This is a genomic window from Frankia sp. AiPs1 (assembly GCF_023716945.1).
Classification (GTDB): Bacteria; Actinomycetota; Actinomycetes; order Frankiales; family Frankiaceae; genus Frankia.
Window position 1 is genome coordinate 1 of the sequence record NZ_JAMQQF010000606.1, and the last position, 3535, is coordinate 3535.

A 3535-nucleotide genomic window follows, 5' to 3' on the forward strand; every position below is an offset into this window, starting at 1 on the left:
GGCCCGCGAGATCGCCGGGCGCGGCGGCGAGGGCGGTGTCGGCGCGCGCGGGAGATGGCCGACGGTCCGGTCGAGGTCGCAGCGCACGGGGGACGTGCCGTCGTAGCAGCCGAACCGGCCCGTCGGCGCAGCCGAACCGGCCCGTCGGCGCGACCCGACGGGCCGGTGCTCAGGCGTTGAGCGCGCCGAGCAGGGTGGGCAGGGAGGCGTCAAGTTCCGCCGACCAGTAGGGCCAGGTGTGGACGCCGGGGCTGTAGAAGTGGGTGGTGAGCAGCGGATCGCCGCTGGCGCCGGGGTGCGCGGCGACGTAGGCGGCGGCGAGGTGCTGGGCGAACGCCTGGCTCTCGGTGCTCGTCGTCGCCTCCAGGTTCACGATGCCGGGATCGGCGTCGTTCGGGCCCGGGGTGCCGTCTCCGGACGAGACGTAGACGGGGATGGACGTCAGGTTGTCGACCAGGTAATACGGGTCGTGCTGCTGCCAGGTCGCCGCCCCGGACGCGGTCGTCGGGTCGCCCCACAGGGCGTTGATGTCCTTCCCGGACGCGGCCAGGAGCATCTGGAAACCCTGGTAGTCGCCGAAGGGGTGGTCGACCCCGCTGTAGGCGGCCACTGCTTTGAAGTCGCCGGGATGGCGGCCCGCGTAGGACAGCGCACCGAATCCGCCCATCGACAGGCCGGCGATCGCCCGGTCGGATCCGGCCCGGTAGTTGCGTTCGAGGAGCTGACGTAGCTCGACCGTGTGGAAGGTCTCCCAGCGGGCCGGGTCGTTGGCCCAGTCGCTGTACCACCCGGCGCGGCCGCCGTCGGGCATGGCGACGATCACGTTGTGGCCGGCGGTCTGGTTCTCGATGTCGGTGTTCTCCGACCAGTCGGTGTGGTCGGACGCCATGTCGCTGCTGCTGGCCCCGCCGTGCAGCAGGTACAGCACCGGCCAGGTCCGGTCGGGCTGGGCGTCGTAGGCGGTCGGCAGCAGCAGGCGCACCGACTCGTCGGCGTCCATGGCCGTCGAGTGGATCGTGACGTCGACCAGGCGCGCGTCGTCCGCCACGGGGAAGGTGACACAGGTGATCGACGATCCGTCGTCGCTGCTGGTACCCGTCGCCGGGCACGTCGCCGCCTGCGCCGGGGAACCCCCGACCGACAGGCCGACCAACGTGCCCACCGCGATCATCGAGGGCAGCAGGATCCGCCGTCTCCACATCCGCGTTCTCATGAACGAGACGTTAGCGATTAGTCCGTTTACAGACAATTTGTAGCGAGATGCGGAGAATAGTGCCAGGTCAAGGTCTATGCGCGGTGGACGCTCACGGCGTAGCCGGGGGCAGCGACCGGCCTGTCGCCGCGGCCGCGAGGGCCGTCGCCGGTCTCGAAAGGGGTGCCCTGCCAGGTGGCGAACCGGCGCTCGAGGGTGAGGCCGGCGGCGGCGCACCAGCCGTCGTAGTCCGCCAGCCCGAAGGGTGTGGCAGGCAGCGGCAGATGCGCGGCGTCGAGCCCGAACCCGGCCACGAGCCGGCCGCCGGGGGCGAGGCGGCGGGCGAGTTCGTGCAGGACGGCGGCCTCCGTCCCCGGGGCGAGCAGCGCGATGACGTTGCCGGCGGCGACGATGAGGTCGAAGGGCCCGTCGGTGGCGGCCGGCGCGCCGGCGTCGTCGGGCGGTGCGAACGCGGCGGGCATGGCCAGGGCGGCAAGATCGGCGAGGACCCAGCGGACGGCGGTGGAGCGGTCGCGGGCCACGTCGAGCATCGATGGATCGACGTCGACCCCGACGCACCGATGGCCCAGCTCCGCCAGCCGGATGGCCACCCGGCCGGTTCCGCAGCCCGCATCCAGGACGCGCGACCCGCCGGCCACCAGCGCGTGGCAGAACGTCGCCTCGCCGTGCAGGTCGACCCCGGTAGCGGCGAGCCGCGCGAACCGGTCCGCGTAGCTGCGGCCCGACCTGCCCGCCGTGAGCGTTTCCCAGCGGGTCGTGGCAGGAGGCATGGTCACGGGAGGCGTGTTCGCGGGAGGCATGGCCGCGGGAGGCATGGCCGCGGGGGGGTCGGTCCGGTCCGGGGTGTCCACGTCCCAGCTATACCGCATCCCGGCGAGCGGCCATCTTCGCGAAACAGCCACGTCAGACAGGCACCATCGAGGCCGCGGGCGCCCTCGGCGGGGGGATGCGGCGCTGGCGACGGGCCCAGGTTCGGGTTCGGGCCTGCGCGGGCCCGGCGGGTCGGACGGGCCGGCGGGTCAGACGGGGAGTGCCAGGACGATCAGGTTGTCGCGGTAGCTGTGGGTGGCAGTGTTGAACGCCCCACCGCAGGTGATGAGGGCCAGCCGGGCCGGGCCGTCGGTCCGGAAGACTCCGGTGTCCGCCAGCCTGGTCTTCACGACGTGCCGACGGGTCACCACCCGGTAGTCGTGCTTCGTGCCGTCGGCGCTGGTGACGACGATCAGGGCCCCGATCTCGACCCGGCTGAGCGGGTAGAGGGCGCCGGGGCGGCCGTTGTAGTCGACGTGCCCGGCGAGCACGACCGTCCCCGACGAGGCGCCCGGGGCCCCGCCCCCTGCCCACCATCCCAGCGTCGCCGGGTCGACCGGGACGTTGAGCGCGTGCGTGGTCGCATCGACGGAGGCCACCGTGACCGGCGCCGAGATGCCCAGGCTCGCCGCGGCGACGGCGGTCGGCCGGCGTCGCTGGAGCGCCTGGGCATCGATGGACGGCGCCGGTGACGAGGTGGCCGCCGCGGCGCCCGTTCGGGTGGAACTCGCGAACGTTGCCGGCCCCTGCGACGCCGCCGCCCCCTGGGAGGCGGTCGGCGTCGCGCCCGCGGCGAGTGAGCCGACGTCGCTGGGGGGCCTCGACGCCACCCATCCGGCCATACCACTGCCGCCGACGACGCCCGCGACCGTCGCCGTGACCACCAGTAGGCGGCGGCCACGGCGACGTCGACGGGTCCGCGCCAGCCGGGGGCCCGGCGGCCTGGGCCGATCCGGGCCGCCCGGGACCGGCTCCTGGTCCGCGGTCGGCGCAGCCGGTCCGTCTGACCCGTCCTCGGGCGGCGGACCGGTCGTCACCGTGCGTCGGCGAGACTCGATCATCCCTGGCGGCGGGCCAGCCACGCTCGGCGGCGCTGCCACCCGAACAGGACCCCGGCCGATCCGACCGCGAGGCCGAGCGCCCCGATGGCCAGCACGGGCGGATGATCGTCATCCGCGGCCAGGCCGCTGTTGCCGGCGTTGACCGAGGTGGGCGAGTTCGCGGCCTGGTGGGACAGCCAACCGTAGGAGCCGGGGGCCCCGACGATGTAGAGGTTGGTCGTCGACCCGGGCTTGGTCGGCACGGTCTGGGCCGGTACCAGCGGCTTGCCCGTGGTGTCGGTCACCGTAACCGTGTGTGGGGTGCCCCCGCCCGGCGTGCCGCCACCTGGCGTGCCGCCACCTGGGGTGCCGCCACCTGGGGTGCCGCCACCTGGGGTGCCGCCACCGGGAGTGCCGCCGCCCGGCGTGCCGCCGCCCGGCGAGCCGCCACCGGGAGTGCCGCCACCTGGGG

The 3535-nt window shown here is 74.3% G+C and carries 3 protein-coding genes and 1 pseudogene; all 4 read right to left on the bottom strand.

What is annotated here, in order from left to right; genetic code table 11:
• Window positions 1-169: 169 nt before the first annotated feature.
• The gene (locus tag ND748_RS28140) at window positions 170-1201 is read right to left on the bottom strand and encodes an alpha/beta hydrolase family protein (protein WP_251749219.1); all 1032 of its coding nucleotides are present in this window, start codon (window positions 1199-1201) and stop codon (window positions 170-172) included.
• A gap of 86 nt (window positions 1202-1287) precedes the next feature.
• Entirely contained in the window at window positions 1288-1983 is a 696-nt protein-coding gene (locus ND748_RS28145) for a class I SAM-dependent methyltransferase (RefSeq protein WP_251749221.1), read from the bottom strand.
• A gap of 249 nt (window positions 1984-2232) precedes the next feature.
• Window positions 2233-2853, bottom strand: a complete 621-nt coding sequence (locus ND748_RS28150; protein WP_251749220.1) for a class F sortase — start codon at window positions 2851-2853, stop codon at window positions 2233-2235.
• Between the two features lie 227 nt (window positions 2854-3080).
• Window positions 3081-3535: pseudogene (locus ND748_RS28155) on the bottom strand (DUF4397 domain-containing protein); the annotation flags it as partial.